General features: G+C 65.9%; 15 protein-coding genes. 14 read left to right on the forward strand and 1 reads right to left on the reverse strand.

Annotated elements, in window-relative coordinates; genetic code table 11:
• Window positions 1-97: 97 nt before the first annotated feature.
• The 8 genes from EKE94_RS14940 (at window position 98) to EKE94_RS14975 (ending at window position 8,908) form a co-directional block, all read left to right on the forward strand.
• Window positions 98-1,081: a 3-oxoacyl-[acyl-carrier-protein] synthase III C-terminal domain-containing protein gene (locus EKE94_RS14940; RefSeq protein WP_127907429.1), complete on the forward strand. Its 984-nt coding sequence runs from the start codon at window positions 98-100 to the stop codon at window positions 1,079-1,081.
• Window positions 1,081-2,016: an NAD-dependent epimerase/dehydratase family protein gene (locus tag EKE94_RS14945; RefSeq protein ID WP_127907430.1), complete on the forward strand. Its 936-nt coding sequence runs from the start codon at window positions 1,081-1,083 to the stop codon at window positions 2,014-2,016. The genes EKE94_RS14940 and EKE94_RS14945 overlap by 1 nt, the downstream gene beginning before the upstream one ends.
• Entirely contained in the window at window positions 2,004-2,789 is a 786-nt protein-coding gene (locus tag EKE94_RS14950) for an MBL fold metallo-hydrolase (RefSeq protein WP_127907431.1), read from the forward strand. The genes EKE94_RS14945 and EKE94_RS14950 overlap by 13 nt, the downstream gene beginning before the upstream one ends.
• Window positions 2,786-4,048: a F390 synthetase-related protein gene (locus EKE94_RS14955; protein ID WP_127907432.1), complete on the forward strand. Its 1,263-nt coding sequence runs from the start codon at window positions 2,786-2,788 to the stop codon at window positions 4,046-4,048. The genes EKE94_RS14950 and EKE94_RS14955 overlap by 4 nt, the downstream gene beginning before the upstream one ends.
• A 143-nt stretch (window positions 4,049-4,191) precedes the next feature.
• Complete coding sequence (locus tag EKE94_RS14960; RefSeq protein ID WP_127907433.1) at window positions 4,192-6,495, forward strand: hypothetical protein; 2,304 nt, start codon at window positions 4,192-4,194, stop codon at window positions 6,493-6,495.
• On the forward strand, window positions 6,495-7,817 hold the full coding sequence (locus EKE94_RS14965) for a toxin-antitoxin system YwqK family antitoxin (protein WP_127907434.1): 1,323 nt from the start codon (window positions 6,495-6,497) through the stop codon (window positions 7,815-7,817). Before EKE94_RS14960 ends, EKE94_RS14965 begins: the two co-directional genes overlap by 1 nt.
• 14 nt (window positions 7,818-7,831) lie before the next feature.
• Complete coding sequence (locus tag EKE94_RS14970) at window positions 7,832-8,389, forward strand: DUF805 domain-containing protein (RefSeq protein ID WP_164870972.1); 558 nt, start codon at window positions 7,832-7,834, stop codon at window positions 8,387-8,389.
• Window positions 8,390-8,410: 21 nt separating this feature from the next.
• Window positions 8,411-8,908 carry a hypothetical protein gene (locus tag EKE94_RS14975; protein ID WP_127907436.1) on the forward strand — a complete coding sequence of 166 codons (498 nt, stop codon included), beginning with the start codon at window positions 8,411-8,413 and terminating at the stop codon, window positions 8,906-8,908.
• Window positions 8,909-9,008: 100 nt separating this feature from the next.
• Here the strand turns inward: EKE94_RS14975 and EKE94_RS14980 are convergent, their stop codons facing one another.
• Window positions 9,009-9,362 carry a winged helix-turn-helix transcriptional regulator gene (locus EKE94_RS14980; RefSeq protein WP_127907437.1) on the reverse strand — a complete coding sequence of 118 codons (354 nt, stop codon included), beginning with the start codon at window positions 9,360-9,362 and terminating at the stop codon, window positions 9,009-9,011.
• 155 nt (window positions 9,363-9,517) lie between these two features.
• Between EKE94_RS14980 and EKE94_RS14985 the strand changes: the two genes are divergently transcribed.
• The 6 genes from EKE94_RS14985 to EKE94_RS15010 all read left to right on the forward strand — a co-directional run bounded on the left by EKE94_RS14985 (window position 9,518) and on the right by EKE94_RS15010 (window position 17,800).
• Window positions 9,518-10,123, forward strand: coding sequence for an NAD(P)-dependent oxidoreductase (locus EKE94_RS14985; RefSeq protein WP_127907438.1), 606 nt, complete (start codon window positions 9,518-9,520; stop codon window positions 10,121-10,123).
• An 18-nt stretch (window positions 10,124-10,141) separates the two neighbouring features.
• Window positions 10,142-10,603 (forward strand): nuclear transport factor 2 family protein, encoded by a 462-nt coding sequence (locus tag EKE94_RS14990; protein WP_127907439.1) that lies wholly within the window; start codon window positions 10,142-10,144, stop codon window positions 10,601-10,603.
• Between the two features lie 405 nt (window positions 10,604-11,008).
• Window positions 11,009-11,656, forward strand: a complete 648-nt coding sequence (locus EKE94_RS14995; protein ID WP_127907440.1) for an exonuclease domain-containing protein — start codon at window positions 11,009-11,011, stop codon at window positions 11,654-11,656.
• Window positions 11,657-11,807: 151 nt separating this feature from the next.
• Window positions 11,808-14,504, forward strand: coding sequence for a class I SAM-dependent DNA methyltransferase (locus EKE94_RS15000; RefSeq protein WP_127907441.1), 2,697 nt, complete (start codon window positions 11,808-11,810; stop codon window positions 14,502-14,504).
• Between the two features lie 72 nt (window positions 14,505-14,576).
• Window positions 14,577-16,583: a DEAD/DEAH box helicase gene (locus EKE94_RS15005; protein ID WP_235856051.1), complete on the forward strand. Its 2,007-nt coding sequence runs from the start codon at window positions 14,577-14,579 to the stop codon at window positions 16,581-16,583.
• A complete protein-coding gene (locus tag EKE94_RS15010) occupies window positions 16,583-17,800 on the forward strand; it encodes a GIY-YIG nuclease family protein (RefSeq protein ID WP_127907443.1) in 1,218 nt (405 codons plus the stop codon). Before EKE94_RS15005 ends, EKE94_RS15010 begins: the two co-directional genes overlap by 1 nt.
• The last annotated feature ends 19 nt before the right edge of the window (window positions 17,801-17,819 follow it).

Raw genomic sequence — 17,819 nt, forward strand, 5'->3', positions numbered from 1 at the left:
TCAAAACAATTAATGGACACCGTTCAAAAACACTCTTGACGCGGCAGATGCAAGAGCCGATGTTAATGAACACCGTTCAGTAACTGGAGGCAAAGCGATGTTTCCGACGTCGACCACAATCGAGGGCACCGGCAGCTACCTGCCCCGCACGCCCGTCACCGCCGCCGAGATCGACGCCCGGATGGGATGGCCCACGGGGCTGTCACTCAAGCGGTTCGGTCTTGGCGTCCGCCACGTGGCCGATAGCGACGAGACGACGTCCTACATGGCCACCCGCGCCGCCGAGCGGGCGATGGAGATGGCCGGCTGCGGTCCGTCCGACATCGACCTGATCCTCGGCGCCTGCGGCGTGATGGAGCAGCCCATTCCCTCGACCGCGGTGCTGGTGCAGGATCGCCTGGGCCTTGCGCAGTCGGGCGTTCCGGCATTCGACATCAACGCCACCTGCCTGAGCTTCCTGCAGGCGCTCGACGTTGCGGGCATGTGGCTGGAGACCGGGCGCGCCCGCCGCGTGCTGGTCTTTTCCTCCGACATCGCCTCGGTCGGGCTGGACTGGTCGCGGCCGGAAGGGGCCGCGATCTTCGGCGACGGCGCGGCGGCGGTGGTGCTGGGCCGGGGCGACGGCGCCGTCCTGGCGCATGGTTTCGAAACCTATTCCGAGGGCCGCGACGCCTGCGTGCTGGCGGCCGGGGGCACGCGCGTCAATCCCGCCCGCGGTGCGGCGCCGGGCGACGACACCTTCCAGATGGACGGCGGGCTGGCGTTCCGCGTGGCCGCGACACGGCTGCCGCCGTTCCTTGCGGGCCTTTTGCGGCGGGCCGGGATCGCCGCCCAGCAGATCGACTGCATCGTGCCGCACCAGGCCAGCGCGCAGGCCCTGAAGCACACGACCCGCGCGCTGCGGTTGCGGGCCGAGCAGATGGTCGACATCTTCGCGCGGACCGGCAACCAGGTCGCCGCCTCTATCCCGACCGCGCTGGACCACGCCGTGCGCTCGGGCCTCTTGCGGCGGGGGCAGACCGCGCTTCTGGTCGGCACCTCGGCGGGGATCTCCCTTGGCGGCGCGGTCCTGAGGTTCTGATGAGGGCGCTGATCACAGGGGCAAGCGGCTGCCTCGGCCGGGCGCTGATCCCCGAGCTTGCCGCGCAGGGCTGGGATCTGCGCACCACCGCGCGGACGCCGGTCGACCTGCCCGGCTTCGTGGCCGCGCGGCTTGAGCGCGACGACCTCGCGCCCCTGGTCGAGGGGGTCGACGCCATCTTCCACTGCGCCGCGATGAGCGGCGGCTGGGGCAGCCCGCAGGCCTTTCACGAGGCTAACGTCACCGCGACCCGCAGGCTGCTGGACGCCGCCCGCGTCACAGGGGTCGCGCGTTTCGTCTTCGCCTCGACGCCCAGTCTTTATGCCGACGGCACCGACCGGGCGCAGTTGTCCGAGGATGCACCGCTGCCCGCCCGGGCGCTGTCGCCCTATGCCTCGACCAAGCGGCAGGCCGAGGCGCTGGTGCTGGCGCAGGACGGCCCCGCGTTGCGCTGCACCGCCATCCGTCCCCGCGCGATCTACGGCCGCCACGACCGCGCGCTGCTGCCGCGCCTGCGGGCGGTGCTCGCACGCGGGGTCCTGCCCCTGATCGCCGGGGGGCGGGCGCAGATCGACCTGACGCACCGCAGCGACGCCGCCCGGGCGATGCGCCTGGCGGCGGCGGGGCCGGGCGGGCGGGTCTGGAACGTGACCTCAGGCGAGGTCTTTGCCTTTCGCGATCTCGCGGCACTGGTCTGCGACAGGGGCGGCTACGATCCGCGGCGCGTTCCGATGCCCTACGGACTGGCCTATGCGCTGGCCGGGGCGTCCGAACGCGCCGCGCTGCTGTTCGGCAAGGGCGAGCCCGCGCTGACCCGGCAGGCTGTCGTGTCGCTTGGCCGGTCCCTGACGCTCGACATCCGCGCGGCGCGGCGCGACCTGGGCTACGTGCCGCAAGTGACGCTGAAGGAGGGGCTGGACGAATGCTTCGCGTGACGCACCTGAGCGTCGGCAGTTGCCGGGTCCGCGCCTTCGCGGCGGGGCTGCCGGACCGCGGGCGGGTCGACCTGCCCGCACTGGTGACCCTGATCGACCTCGACAGCCTGACGATCCTGTTCGATTGCGGCTACGGCCCTGCCTTCTTCGACGCCACGCGGCGCTTTCCGGCGCGCGCCTACCGTCTTGCCACACCGGTGACCCTGCGCGCGGAGGAGCGTCTTGCCGCGCAACTGCCGCGACGCCCGGACCTGATCCTGCTGAGCCACATGCATGGCGACCACGTGGCGGGGCTGATGGACCTGCCGCGCGACATCCCCGTGCGCGCCTCGGGCGCCGCGATCGCGCACCTGCGGGGGCTGACCTCGGCGGTGGGGGCGACGCTGGCCGCCTGCCCGCTGCCGATGCGCGATGCCGTGCTGGCCCGCGATCCGCAGCCACTGGAGGAGGCACCGGCGCTCGCCACCGGTCTTCCGGGGTTCCCCGACGGGCGCGACATCCTGGGCACCGGAGAGGTCATCGCCATCCCCCTGCCCGGCCACGGGGTCGGGCAAACGGGCCTGTGGCTACCCGCGGCCCGGACCTTCCTGATCGCCGATGCCGCCTATTCCCGAAGCGCCCTGCGCGACGGGCGCCTGCCGCCGCGACCGGTGCTGTCCCGGCTGGGCGACGCGCGGGCCTACCGCGACACCTTCGCGCGGCTGCAGGCGCTGATGCGGGCCCGGCCCGAGATCACCCTCGTCCCCTCGCACTGCCGCGAGGTCCTTCGATGAGCGTCACCGCCTTCCTGCGCACCCGCTACGGACGGGGCCTGCGGTCGCGCGCCGCGATCGAGGCGCACCAGCACCGCGCCATCGCGCGGTTCCGCGAGCAGGTCATGCCCCGCTCGCCCTTCTACGCCCCGCTCGCGCAGACACCGCTGGAAGCGTTGCCTCGCATGGACAAGGCGCGGCTGATGGAGAACTTCTCTGCCATCAACACCTGCGGGATCGACCGGGATCATGCCTTCGACGTCGCGCTGGACGCCGAGCGCAGCCGCGACTTCTCTCCCATGATCGGGCGGGTGGGGGTGGGGCTGTCGACCGGCACGTCGGGCCAGCGGGGCCTGTTCCTGACCACCCCGCGCGAACGGCGGCTTTGGGCCGCGATCATGTGCGGCCGCTTCTGGCCCGACCTGTGGCGCCGGCAGCGAGTGGCGTTCTTCATGCGCGCCGACAACGCGCTCTATCGCACGCTGGCCAACCCGCTGCTGCGGTTCGAATTCTTCGACGTCACGCGCGGGCTCGACACCCACCTGGGCGCGCTGGCCGAGCTTGACCCGACCGTGCTGATCGCGCCCGCCGGGGTTCTGGGCGTTCTCGCCGCGGCGCAACGGGCCGGGGCGATTACGCTCAGGCCCCGGCGGGTGATCTCGGTCGCCGAAACCCTGTCGCCCGACGATAATGCACAGGCCGCGCGGGCCTTCGGCTGCCGGGTGGACGAGGTCTATCAGGCGACCGAGGGGGTGCTGGCCTTTACCTGCCCGCACGGGCACCTGCACCTCAACGAGGCATGGATGCGGATCGACCGCGACGTGATCGACCCGGACACCGGCGCGTTCTGCCCGGTGATCCATGACTTCACGCGCGAAAGCCTTCCGCTTCTGAACTACCGGCTGAACGATGTCCTCGTCCCCGACGACAGGCCCTGCCCCTGCGGGTCGGCCTGCCAGCGGATCGCCCGGATCGAGGGGCGAGAGGACGACATGCTGTGGTGGCCGGGCACCGACGGGCCCCGCCTGATCCCGGCCGAGGCGATGCGCACCGTGATAGCAAACCTCGATGCGGCTGTCGGCGACTACCGCGTGGTGCAGGCGGGAAACGACCTGACGATCTGGCTTGAGCATCCCGGACCAACCTCAGCCGCCAGCCTGCACGCGGACCTGCGGGACCTTGCGCACCGGTTCGGCGCGACACTTCCCCGGGTGCGGTTCCGCGACGGTCTGCCGGCCGACCGGACCTCCAAACGCAAGAGGATCCACGTCGACCGCTAAGGCAGCCAACCCACGGCAGCCGGTCTCGAAAAGACGTGTCCTGTCATCGGGTTGCAGGCCGGCAAACTGTTGCCCAACAATGAACGGGACGGTTCAATCCGGCAGCGCGTCTGGTAGCGTGCGCCGCGAATCCGGAGACGTGAATGACCTACCAGCACCTGGGCCTAGGCCTGATCCTTGCCGCGAGCGGCGCGATGGCAAGCGCCGAGACCATGACGTTTTCGCCTGCCGACGGGACGGAGCGGACATATCGCATGGTGACTTCTGTCCGGCCCGGAGACCCGGACGATCCGGACGCGTATGGGGACATGCAGCAGGTGACGACCCTGTCGCGAATGCGGGCCCTCCCCGGCGACGACGGGGATGCCGACGGGACCGGCGGCGACCTGACGTTGCGGATGCGACCGCTATGGCTGAAGGCCCTGAACGGCGGCGACACCTTCACCACGTCCGACGGAATTCGCGGGTCTTTGAGGCAGGCGATGGAGGCCGGTTTCGACGCGACCATCGACCCGGCGACCGGCCGGATCGAGGATGTCTCGGCCTCGGGCGATGCCGAGGTGCCGGCCGGCGTGTTCCAGGGCCTGAAACAGCAGTTCGCCGCCTCTTTCGTCCCCGCTCCGATCGAACTTGAAGAAGGGTGGCGCACCACCTTGCCGTTATTTGCCGGCACGCCTGCGGTTTCGGTCACCGTAACGGAGCTTACCGAGGATCGCGTCTTTCTGCGCTACGAGGGCGGCGACGAGCTGGCGCGGCTGGCAGGTGTTGCCGTCATGGATCGCGACGAGGGCTGGACCGAACGCGCGGTCTTCACGACGGAAATCCGGACGTCCCCGGAGGATGACGCCTTTCGCCTGCGCGAGACGACGGCGATCGCGCCCGCCGATTATCCCGGCCGCGTCCATGCCGACGGGTCCACCCGCCCCCCGGAATGGCGGGACCTGTCGCGGGTCATGTCCCCGATCCTGCCGCTCCCCACCGAAGACGAGGTCTTTCCCCGCGACACGGGCAAGCTGATGGACCAGAGCGACGGGCGCATCCTGCGCGTTGAGCATGCCGACCTGTCGGGCGCCAATATCGGGCGGATCACCATCGAAACGCCGCGTCTTTTTGGGGATGACGGCGCCCTCGACGTCCCCCTGCTGACCGAGGTGCCCTTTAGCCATCCCGGGTGGGAGCAGGACGCACCCTGGGTGACCGACGCCCGCCTGGACGTCCCGGTGATGAATGACATCCGCCGCGACTTCGCCCGGGCGACGGATGTGCGGGCGCAGGTGTCGTGGTACCCGGTCGCGCCGTTCCTGATGACGCTGACGCCCGACGGGGATGGCCATGGCGAGGTGACGCGCGATGGCGCCACCGCCCGAATGATCCCGACCGCGGACGGGGTCGAGCTGATGCTGTCGGGCAAGCCGGGCGACACCTTCGGCTGGCGCCTGCCGGAGGGCGTCGCGGCGCAGGGCAAGATCTATGCGGGCGACCGCGGTCCGGACTGGCTGACGCCGACCGAAAGCCTGGCGCGGCGGCTCGCCTCGCCCGACCAAAGCGCGATCCGGGTGGTGCTGCGGATGGACGAGGTGCCCGACAGCGTGACGGTGCGGGTGAACCGCCACGCCACCGCCCCCGCCGCGACGCGCAGGATGCGCTTTCTGACCGAACGTGGCCGACGGCTCGACCCCGGAACCGTCCCCGCCACGCGAAAACTGTTCCGGACCGCGCCCCCGCGCCCCCTCTCCGAGGTGGCGCCCGAGGGGTTGGACAGCGCGGCGCTTTACTTTCGCCTTGAGGCCCGGCAGGCCGCCGCCTGCACGGCGCACCTGGACGGGATCGCCCCCCAAGGCGCGACCGACGCGCCGCCTATGGATGAGACGCCACCTGCCGAGGGACAGGCGACCGCTGGGGCTGGGGCTGGGGCGGAGGCGGCCCCAGCAGGGCCGAGGGCCGCGGGAACGGCGACCGACGGCGCGCAAAGCCTGGTCTTTGCCGAGACCCCGCCGGAGCCCGGCGACCCCGACGGCGTGCGCCTTCTGCGGCTGCGATCGCAGGACGGCACGCGCACGCATTTCTACGAGCTCGGCACGCGGCAGGTTACCCTGTCCTGCGACGCCACCATCGCATGGACCGCCGCCGACGTGCAGCCCAAGGCCGACCGCCCCTGGCTGGTCGACCCCGCCGCGCTGGACCTGTCGCCCGACATGACCATCGGCACGCTCAGGCAGCAGGTGCGCTTTCTCGACGGCGCGGGCGATGCGCTGGCGCTGGCCGCGCCCGACGGGCGGCACCTGTCGCTACGGGACACCGTGGGCCGCGCGACCTTTCCCGACGGCACGCTGCACGTAGCGGGCAGGCCCGCCGAAATCCTGCGCGCCGTCAGCCGGCCGGGCCCCGTGACGCGCAGCTATACCGTAACCTTCCCGGACCTTCCCGTCCCGCAGGAGGCCCCGTGATGCTGCGTTGTGCCGCAACCGCCATCGCGCTCATGCTGGCGTCTCCGGCCTTTGCGGCCAGCGTGAACGGCGATCTTCAGCCGGACCCCGCGGGGGACTATACCTATGACCCGCCGGACACCCGGACCGATGGCGCCTATGTCATCGAGGTGCATGACGCGCAGGGGCGGCTATACGCCCGCCTCCGCAATACCGCGCCGCGGCTCGGCGACGGGCATCCCGTGGGAATGATCGAGCGGTTCCACCCCGATGGCAGCCTGTCGGCCCGCACGCCGCTGAACGCGACTGGGACCCCGGACGGTACGCTGACACGGTTCTGGCCCTCGGGCGACAAGCGGGCCGAGCGGCATGTCGCGGACGGGCAGCCGGTCGGTCTTTCGCGCCGCTGGTCGCGCGACGGCGCCCTGATCCGCGAAACCGAGTTCACCGAGGACGGCAGCTTTGTCCGCGAACGGCGCTGGACGGACGGCACGCTGACCTATCTGCGCGAACCCGTCGCGATCGAAGGCCACGGAACCGGCGAGAAGATCACCGAATACGTCGGCAATTTTACCGAAACCGATACCCGGGCCGACGGCTATCGCCTGACGACCCGCCACCTGCACGACAAGCTTCTGGACCGGTCCGAGGTCATCGACGGCCAGTTGCAGGGCGACTACGTCCATACCGAGCCGATCGATCGCATCACCTCGCGCGTCGGCTACGTCGATAACGAAGAGCACGGCCTCTACACCCGTGTCTGGAAGGGCGAGGTGCTCGACCGCGGCAGGTACGACCACGGCAAGCGCGTGGGCGACTGGCAGCGCGTCGAAAGCTACGGCACGACCATCCTTGAAACTTACGACCAGCAGGGGCGGCTGAACGGCGCGCGCCGCAGGATCGGCATGAACGGCGAACGGCAGAGCCTGGAAACCTTTGTCGACGGAACGCTGGACGGGCCCTTCGAGACCCGGGCGAGCGATGGCAGCCTCATGGAGAAGGGGCGCTACGACGCCGGTCGCAAGGCCGGGCCCTGGCACGAGCGTGAGCCTTATGGTCGCGAGGTCTGGCGCGGCTCCTACGAGGACGGCGCGCGGACCGGTCGCTGGGACCGGCTGGACGGGGATGGCTACCTGCTTGAGGTCGTCCATTACCGCGATGGGGACCGGCACGGGCTGCGCTACCTGCTGCGCCCCGACGGAGCCCTGCGCGAGGTGCAGGACTGGAGCGGGGACATGCGCGACGGCTACACCACCTTCTACAGCGAAGGCCGTCCCGTCCTCCGCGAGCTCTGGCGTGACGACGTGATGGAGATGGCCGATGTGCCATTGTCCTCCGAATGACGGGCGCGCGGGGGATGACGCGCGGCCTGCGCCTTTATGCCCGCTTTCGCGGGCGGATGGCGCGCGCGCATTACTGGTGGCTGATCCTGGCCGCGATCCTGGCGTTCTGCGCGGCGGGCGCAGTGGATTACCTGCTGTTTCCCGCGGTGCCCGCCGAGGGCCTGCCACGGCGCCATCCCGTGACGGTGTTCCTGTGCGTCGTCCTCGTCCTGCCGGTCACGGCTGCCGGATGGCGCCGACTGCACGACGTGAACCGACGCGGCTGGTGGCTTTTGCTGCCCGGCGCGGCCCTGCTGGCCTTCCTCGGGCTTGCCGTCCTCGTCCGGCAGATGGCCGCAGAACCCAAGACGCCGCCGACGCCCCCGGGACAGCCCGGCGTGGCGCAGACAGACATGGCCCCGACGGCCACGGTCCCGGCCGCGGTGGCTGAAACCGCCCCTGCCGCAGGCTGGATCGACGCGCTCGCCCTCGGTCTTCCCGCGATCGCTTTGCTGTTCGGGATCGGGGTCCTGCTGCTCTTGGCCCGGCGGGGGGATCCGCACGCCAACCGCTTTGGGCCTCCACCTTTTTAAAACCGACCGATAGGATATGACATGAAACACTTTCCGCTCGCCGCGGCCCTGATGACCGCCGTGACCTCGGCCGCCGCGGCACAGGACCGCGACGCGAACGCGCTGGCCTATTTCCAGACCTATTGCCTGGGGACCGAGGGCGATCTGGCGCAGTCCATCGCCTCTCTCGAAGCGTCGGATCAATTTCAGGATCAAAGCAGCCGGGGGTCAGGCGCGTTCACCTATTCCAGCTTCGCGGGTCCGGACGGCACCAACGCCTCGGTGATGATCGGCGCCGAGATGTCGGACGACAAGTGCAGCATCATCCTGACCGGCGTGACCGATCCGATGGCGCTGGCCTCCAGGCTGGGCGGAGAGCTGGCCGACGGCGCTGGCGCCCCGGTCATGGAATGGGAAGGCTTCGGCGACTACGGCAACGGCGGCTTCGGCTATCGCGACGAGTTGGGGGACGTGGTCATCGCACCGATGACGACCGGCATCTCGGGCGACATCCTGCACCTGACCTTCTTCCCGACCTGATGCACCACATGGGGGGCGCCGCACCTGACGTTCGCCGCCCCCGCCGGGCGTCATCCGCCACCCCGCGGCGAGCGGCGAGCGGCGCCCCCACTGGGCGCCCTCATCCCTCTCGCTTGCGGGCCTCGGCGATGGCGCGGTGGTTGTCGTCGGCCCACCGCACCAGGGATCCGAGCGGCTCAAGGAACGACCGCCCGAGATCCGTCAGCGCATATTCGACCCGCGGCGGCACCTCGGGGTAGGCCGTCCGCGCGACGAACCCGTCCTGTTCCAGCCGCTTGAGCGTCTTCGACAGCATCTGCTTTGACACATCGCCGATCTCGCGCATCAGCTCGTTGAACCGCATCGTCCGCGCCGCCAGCGTGACGAGCACGAGCATGCTCCACTGATCACCGATCCGGTCCAGCACATCCCGGATGGGACAGGGTTGATCGAAGACGAACTCATCCTTGGGCATGGGCGCCCTTCCCTTCCTGTCGACCGGTCACCCCGCGGTGACCTGGTCCGCCGCGCGTGACTTCTTGCGAGGTCCTCTCGGCAAGGCTAAGTTTCGGTGCAGAATAAAGACCTGGTCTTGTTCACATACCATGGGAAGCGAGAAGGACAACCATCATGAAAGTCGCCCTTGTCGGCGCATCCGGGAACGTCGGATCGCGCCTGCTGAAAGAGCTGTCGGATCGCGGCCATGCCGTCACCGCCATCGCGCGCGATCCTGGCCGCATCGCATCCTTGCCGGGCGTCACCCCGACTGCCGCGGATCTTGCAGACGACAGCTTTGCAAAGGCACTCGAGGGGCACGAGGCCGTCATTTCGTCCCTGCCGTTTTCGACCACCGACCCGGACCGCCTGATCGGCGCGGTCCAGAGCTCGGGCGTGGGGCGCTACCTCGTCGTGGGCGGGGCCGGCAGCCTTGAGGTCGCGCCGGGCAAGCGCGTCATCGACCAGCCCGAGTTTCCCGAGGCCTACAAGCCCGAGGCGACGGCGGGCGCGCTTTTCCTCGACAAGCTGCGGGCGGCGGACGACCTCGACTGGACCTTCCTGTCGCCGTCGGCCGAATTCGTCCCCGGCGAACGGACGGGCGACTTTCGGCTGGGCGAGGATACGCTGCTGGTCGGCGAGACCGGGTCGCGCATCTCCTACGAGGATTACGCCATCGCGCTGGTGGACGAGCTGGAGACGCCCCGGCATTCGCGCCGCCGCTTCACCGTCGGCTACTGACCCCCGGGAGGTCCCCTGATGATCCGTTTCAAACCCGCGCTTGCCACACTTGCCGTCGCCGCGCTTCCCGTGGGCGCGGTTGCCCAGGACAGCGACCGCGACCTCGCCGCCGAAGAGGCCAACCGCAGGCTGGTCGTCGAATTCTACGACCGGTTCTTCAACGCGCACGAGATCGAGGCCGCCGATGTGATCGCCGAGGACTACATCCAGCACAATCCCGCCGTCCCGGACGGCCGGACGCCCCTGGTGTCGTTCTTCACCGACGTCTTCGCAGACAACCCCGACGCGCGCGCCGAGATCGTGCGCAGTGCGGCCGACGGCGACTTGGTCTGGCTGCACGTCCATTCGACCAACGGCCCTGAAGACCGCGGCGCGGCGGTCGTCGACATCTTCCGCGTCGAGGACGGCCTGATCGTCGAGCACTGGGACGTCGTCCAGCCGGTTCCCGAAGAGGCGGCAAACGACAACACCATGTTCTGAGCCCCCCGCCTCCGCCCCCCCCTGACGGGCACAGAAAGGAGTTCCACCGCGGCCCTCGGGGGGGGGGACCGCCAGACTATCCGCCACAGGTAGCGACCCCGGCAGGACGGGGTTGCGGTCTGCGCGATCAGGGCGTTAAGAGCCACAATCCCAAGATTTGCCGCCGCTTCTTTTCAATGGGTTAGCACCCCTTTCCCAACCATTTTTCGGTCGGCAGTTAGCCTGTCGTGTGTCTGACACGGCCTCTTTGAGCAGTCCCAAGCAAGTTGGCTTTCGGCTGCGGCCGAGACCCGAAAGCCACCGTGAAAATCACGGCGAGCACAACCTTGGGTTTTTGGAACATTGACTTTTCGCCACAGGCGGTGTGCAAACTCTCGGGAATTTCCAAGGCGAACAGGATCCGACATGCTCAAGAGGCTCTTCCACCGGCGCCCACCGACGAATGAGCTGGAAGAGCTTGAGGCAATCCTGGCGAACACCTACCGCTTCGTGGCGGTCGATGTCGAAACGGCGAATTCCCATCCGGGCAGCATCTGCCAGATCGGCCTCGCATGTGTAGGCGACGCCGGCGTCGATACCGTGGTGACCCTGCTCATCGACCCCCGGTGCCAGTTCGATCGCATGAACATTTCCATCCATGGGATCGAGCCCGCCCATGTGGACGGCAAGACCACCTTTGCCGAGTTCCTGGACCTGGCCGAAGACTTCCTTGCTCGGCATTCGCTGATGCAGCACAGCAGCTTCGACGGACGAGCGATCCGGTGTGCGACAGAAGATTGCGGACGTGCGCCCCGGCCCCTGCAATGGCACGACAGTGTCTTGGTCGCGCGCCGTGCCTGGCCGGAGTTCCGGGGGAATGGCGGCCATGGGCTGTCCCATCTGAAAACCGCGCTCGGGCTAAGTTTCCGCCACCACGACGCGGGCGAGGACGCCCGGGCCTCGGCCGAGGTTACCCTTCAGGCCGAGGCACTCACGGGCAAGCTGTTCCACGAGATCTTGGCCAAGCCCGCCGCTACTCGCGGGCAGAAGCCCGTTGCCAAGGCTGGCGCCTGAGAGCGCGCAAGGTCAAGCAGAGCAGCCATCCAGCGCCAACCGGGTGCAATCATATGCCTTCGCTAACGCTTAGTTTTTACGCCAAGGCGTTTTTGGTGGATTCACAGTTCGGCCTCCCCTACCCCCGGAAGTAGAGTGCTCGAGGCAGTTGATGAACCCTACTGAGATTTATGACGAGTTGGCAGAGATTGCTGCCGAACCGTTTGATGCAACCGAATTCCCCTTCGCCTTCGCTAGTGCGACTGATGGCGCCAAGTCAGCGATCGCCAAGCTGAGGAGCGGGTCGACCAACAGGTCCGATCTTCCCGGCGGCGTGCTGTTTGGCAAAAGGTTCCACTTCGCCCCTGCGCTGGATGGCATGACCGATGTCACTTTGGACCAGCTCCGCGGTTCGAAGAAGACCAAGACCTCGAAACCCGCGATCCTGATCGCGACGGATGGCGAGATGATCTCGGCCGAGCATCCGGCCTCGGGCGATACGCTCCATTGCCGGTTCGCCGAGCTTGGCGACAATTTCGGCTTTTTTCTGCCCGCTGCGGGCAAGGAACGTTATCGCGCGGTCGAAGAAAACCCCGTCGACGTCAAGGCGACCGGCAAGCTGGCCCGGCTATATGACGCGCTGACCAGGGCCAACCCCGACTGGGGCAGCGACGAGCGGCGGCACGAGATGAACCAGCTGATGATGCGGCTGATCTTCTGCATGTTCGCCGAGGACGTCGGCATCTTCCCCGACAACCAGTTCTCGCGCCAGCTTTTCACCCATGCCGGCAACAAGGGCGAGGAAGCGCGCGAAACCATCATCGCGGCCTTCCAGGCAATGAACCGGCCGAAGGCCAAGCGCGAGGGGCTGCCCGCCTGGACGGGCGAGCTGGAATACGTCAACGGCGGGCTATTCGCGGGCACCATCGACGCGCCGCGCTTTGATGCCGTGGCCTTCCGCTATCTGCGCGAGGCCTGCGACCTGAACTGGCGCGAGATCAACCCCGACATTTTCGGCTCGATGATCCAGTCGGTCGCGGACCCGAAGCAGCGCTCGGAACTGGGGATGCACTACACCTCGGTGCCGAACATCATGAAGGTGATCGGGCCGCTGTTCCTTGATGACCTCGATGCCGAGATCCACAAGGCATGGGACCGCGCCCGCGGGCTGCAACAGGTGCTGGACCGGATGTCGCGCATCCGCGTGTTCGACCCGGCCTGTGGATCGGGAAACTTCCTTGTTGTGTCCTATCGTGAGCTCAGGGCTCGCGAGACGCGCATCCTGCGGCGGTTGGAAGAGCTGAACGGCCCCGGCTCGCTGACCATGTTCTCGGCCATCCCGATCAGCCATTTCTACGGCATCGAGATCGCGGATTTCGCTGCGGAGACCGCCAAGCTGGCGCTGTTCATCGCCGAGTATCAAGCCAATGCCAGCTTTGCCGAGGTATTTGGCCGCCGCCCCGCCGCGCTGCCGCTGAAGGACGCAGCGCATATCCGCACCGGGAACTCGCTGCGCATCGACTGGGAGGAGGTCTGCCCGCCCCCCGGTGAAGGCGATGAGGTGTTCATCGCTGGCAATCCGCCGTTCCTTGGCTCCAGCTTCCAAAGGAAAGAACAGAAAGCTGACCTCGCGCACGTCTTTTCTGATCATGTGAAAAGTTACGCAGCTTTTGACTTCGTTGCTGCATGGTTTTTCAAGGCGTCGCACTTCATCAGGCAGCGTGGAGCACGAGCCGCGTTGGTGTCCACCAACTCGATATGCCAAGGTCAGGCGGTGGCTACGTTATGGCCGCATATTTTGAGCGATGATCTTGAAATCTTCTTTGCCAACAAGGATTTCAAATGGAAGAACAACGCATCATCGAACGCTGCGGTTATTTGTTCGATCATCGGCATTCGCAATCAATCTAACGCGCCGAAACGTCTATTTGACGCCGAGTTGGAAAGCGTTTGCGATAATATCAATGCATATCTGGTGAATGCCCCAGAAGTATATGTGAACGCTTCGACCTCTGGGAAATTCGGGCTTCCGGAAATGGTGCGAGGAAACCAGCCTACGGATGGCGGAAACCTGATATTGAGCTGCGAGGAAGCAGACGCTCTGGTTGCCGAACACGCAACTTCGCAGACGTTTTTGAAAAAGTACATGGGATCTCAGGAGGTGGTTCGGGGGCAAGTCAGAATGTGTCTTTGGATCGAAGACGCCGACTTGGCACTTGCGAAATCCGTCCCACCGATTGCCGAGCGCATCGAAAAGGTTCGTAGTTTCCGCCTCGGCAGCTCAAAGGCCGCCACTGTGAAAAAGGCTGCGACTCCTCATCAGTTTGATGAGGTGAAAGTTGTGCCAGGGGCTCACTCAATTCTGGTGCCAAGGGTAACTTCCGAGCGCCGCCCATACTTGCCTGTCGAGCGCGTCGGAGCAGATGTCATCTCCTCAGATCTCAACCAAGTCCTCTACGATGCCCCTGAATGGTGCATCGCGCTGATCGCCTCGCGTCTGCACCTTGTCTGGATCGCCACCGTCTGCGGCAAGCTGAAGTCAGACTTCCGCTACTCCAACACCCTGGGCTGGAACACCTTCCCGGTGCCGAAGTTCACCGAGGACCAGCTGGAGGCGCTTTCGGCCTCGGCCCGCAAGATCCTGCGCACGCGCTATTCCCATTACCCGGCTACGATTGCCGAGCTCTATGACCCCGACAAGATGCCCGACGACCTGCGCGCCGTGCATCGGGAAAACGACGAGCTTTTGGAAAGCATGTATATCGGCCGCCCCTTCCGCAATGACACCGAACGGTTAGAGAAGCTCTTCAAGCTCTATGCCGCCAAGGTGAAATCGCTGGAGACCGCGCCAAAGAAAAAGAGGGCCTGACACATGGTTCAGATGGTCAATGTCACCTACGGCACCTCCAAGGCGACCACGAACGCCCTTGGTCAGCGCCCGATGCAGGCCCGCACCTATGCCGCCCGCGCCGCGCAGTTCCTGCTGCTGAAGGCGCCGCCTGCGGCGGGAAAAAGCCGCGCACTGATGTTCGTCGCGCTCGACAAGCTTCGCCATCAGGGGCTGGAGAAGGTGATCGTCTGCGTGCCCGAAACCTCAATCGGCGGCTCGTTCCGCTCGACCGATCTGACCAGCTATGGGTTCGAGGCCGATTGGCAGGTCAATGACCGCTGGAACCTCTGCCTGACCGGCGAGGATGCCGACAAGCAGAAGGTGAAGGCGTTCCAGACCTTCATGGAGTGCGATGCCAAGGTGCTGGTCTGCACCCATGCAACCATCCGCTTCGGCTTTGACGAGGTGATCAAGACCAAGGGGATCGAGGCCTTCGACAGCTGCTTCATCGCCATCGACGAATTCCACCATGTGTCGGCCTCGGACAACAACCGGCTGGGGGTGATCCTGCGCAGCCTGATCAATCGAGCCGAGTGCCATGTCATGGCAATGACCGGCAGCTATTTCCGCGGCGATGCCGATCCGGTGCTGCGCCCCGAGGACGAAGACCGCTTCACCAAAATCACCTACAGCTATTACGAGCAGCTGGAGGGCTATGCCTGGCTCAAGGCGCTCGGGATCAATTACGAGTTCTACAAGGGCAATTACCTCAACGGGCTACCGGGCGTGCTTAACTCTGACCAGAAGACGATCATCCACATCCCGCATCGCGGATCGTCCGAGGCGTTCGACGACAAGTTCAACGAAGTGGGCAGAATCCTCGACCTGCTGGGAACCCATGAGGGGCGCGAGCCCGAGACTGGGTTCGACCAGGTGCGCAAGCCCGATGGCGGGCTGCTGAAGGTCGCGGACCTTGTGGATGACGGGCCGGGCCGCGATATCGTCAAGGCCGCGCTGTCACGCGAGATCAAGGGGCCGGATGGCAAGCGCGACGACGTGGCCGACCGGGCCAAGGTCGACATCGTCATCGCGCTCGGGATGGCGAAGGAGGGCTTCGACTGGGTCTGGTGTGAGCATGCGCTGACCATCGGCTATCGGTCGTCCCTGACCGAGATCGTGCAGATCATCGGGCGCGCGACCCGCGATGCGCCCGGCAAGCCAAGAGCGCTGTTCACGAACCTTGTTGCCGAACCCGGCGTGGAAACCGGTGTCGTGACCGATGCCGTGAACGACATGCTCAAGGCGATCTCTGGATCCCTGCTGATGGAGCAGGTGCTGGCCCCGAACTTCAAATTCTACCGCCGCGAAGATGGCGACGTGCGCGCGCCGATGGGCACCGATGACGAGGGCAATATCACCATCGGCATCAAGGGATTGGTCGAGCCGCCCACGGACCGCTCACGCGAGATCTGCGAGAAGGACATGAACGACCTTATGGCGACGGCCTACCAGGAGATGGACCGGCGTGTGCTGGCGCCCGACACGGCCCCCGAGGTGGCCACGCAGATGGTGCTGACCGATATCATCGAAAACCGGTATGAGACGCTGGGTGCCGAGGAAGCGGAGTCTGTTCGCCAGCACCTCGCGGCACATATGAACGTCCTGACGCTGGCGCGGAAGGAAGCCGAACGCGGTTTCGCCGAGGGGCAATCGCCCCTGAGCGGCACGCCCCCGAGGCCGAGCGGTGACGACGATGAGGGCGAGCCCGGCAGCGCACCAAATACGCTGCTGGAGATGGTCCGGAAGTTCATCAATGTTCGGGACATCGACATCGAGCTGATAGACAGCGTAAATACCTTCCAGGAGCGGTTCGAGGTGGCGTCAAAATCGCTGAATTCTGAACTGCTGTCACATGTCCAGTCGGCAATGGTTGCTATGCGCGTAAACATGACCGGCGACGAGGCCAGAACGCTCTGGCCGCGCATCAAAGCGTTTCGGGCCGCGGAGGGTCGTGAGCCGAATGTTCATTCCGCCAATCCGCTTGAAAAGCGCATGGCAGAGGCGCTTGCCTGGCTAAAGGCGGAAAAAGCGAAGCGCCTGCGTGAGAGGGCTATGTGATGTCGCGCCCAAGCTTAGAAGACATCTTCGCGGAAGACGACGAATTCGGCCTGTTGGATGTCAAACCTCGCGCGGGGCGCGGTGGTCCTTCACAGGATCGTGGCGTCGCAGCCTTGCTCGAAGTTACCGCATTCCATGAGCGCCATTCGCGCCTCCCTGATCCAGACGCGATGGATCATGACGAGATGCGCCTTGGCGCAATTTGGGACACCGTCAAGTCAACGCCCACAGATCAGATGCGGGCCATGGATCGGTTGGATCTGTTAACCCAAAACGCCGCCACCACGCCGCGTTCATGGCAAGATGACCCTATCGACGCTGATATCCCCGATAGCCTGGATGCCATCTTCGCTGAAGACGATCTTGATGTTGACGCGTCACTGGTCAGCCTCACGCACACCACGCCATCCGCGGAACGGCATATTCCGGATCATCGCGCCGACGTCGTGCCATGTCAGGATTTCGAGCAGTTCCGAGAGCGTTTCGAAACCGTCCAGCGCGGCCTGGAGGCAGGTGAACGCAAAGCCAGCCCGGTACGGAAATGGTCGGTGATCGAGCCGATCGAAGGGGACTTCTTCATCAGGAACGGCTTGCTGGCCATGATCGCTGAGAAGTCGGAAATGACTGCCCGTGGCGGGACGCGCGACCATCGGCTCCGTGTCATCTTTTCAAACGGAACTGAGAGCGACCCGCTCATGTCATCATTCCGTAAATCTCTAAATGACGACAAGACGGCTCGCACGGTTCAGAAGGTCGGCCTCGGGCCGCTTGACCCCGAATGGGAAAGCGATCAACTGGAACTGTCGGGCACGATCTATGTTGCCCGCTCCCGATCGGAGAACCCCGAAATCAAAGGACAACGCATGATCTTACACAAGATCGGCGTAACCAGTCAGGACGTTAGCCGTCGAGTCGCAGATGCCAAAAACGATCCGACGTTTCTTCTGGCGCCGGTGGAGATTGTGGCCACCTATAGGCTGCAAAACCTATCCCGTAGTAAAGTCGAGAGCCTACTGCATCGTTTCTTCGCGGCAGCACTTCCCGGAAGACTCTTCGTTACAGATCGATTCGGAAAGAAAGTTCATCCTAAAGAATGGTTTTACATTCTGCCTGAGCATGTCGGTCAAGCAGCTCAACTGATCAAAGAAGGACGCCTACATAAATATCGATACGATGTCGAAAAGCAAAAGATAATATTGAAACCGAAGGCTATCTAGGCTCTGGCCCCATTGATTT

The organism is Mesobaculum littorinae, from assembly GCF_004011175.1.
Classification (GTDB): domain Bacteria; phylum Pseudomonadota; class Alphaproteobacteria; order Rhodobacterales; family Rhodobacteraceae; genus Tranquillimonas; species Tranquillimonas littorinae.